A 260-nucleotide genomic window follows, 5' to 3' on the forward strand; every position below is an offset into this window, starting at 1 on the left:
TCTCGCTGATGCGCATCCCGCAGTGGATCGGGAACCCGCAACATGGAAAAAAGTAGTGCCATAAACAGTGGCTCATCAGGCGGTACAGGCTGGAGCGCCCGACGCTGCCAGTGGCGTCCAATTTCCTGCGCTACCTGAAATTCAAGGCAGGATTCCGCCCAGCGACGTTGGAGCGGATTAAACTGAGGCGTCATTCCAGCGTGGTGCTGCAGCAAACAATATTGCAGATACAGACACAGGAAATGAATATCGCGCGATTC

Annotated in this window: 1 protein-coding gene; it reads right to left on the reverse strand. The window is 54.6% G+C overall.

The genetic code is table 11. From position 1 onward, the window contains the following. Positions 1-260, reverse strand: a 260-nt coding sequence (locus SB756_RS31725) for a PRD domain-containing protein (RefSeq protein ID WP_410913454.1), incomplete at both ends; no start/stop codon positions are given.

Source organism: Pseudomonas sp. SIMBA_068, from assembly GCF_046534705.1.
Classification (GTDB): domain Bacteria; phylum Pseudomonadota; class Gammaproteobacteria; order Pseudomonadales; family Pseudomonadaceae; genus Aquipseudomonas; species Aquipseudomonas putida.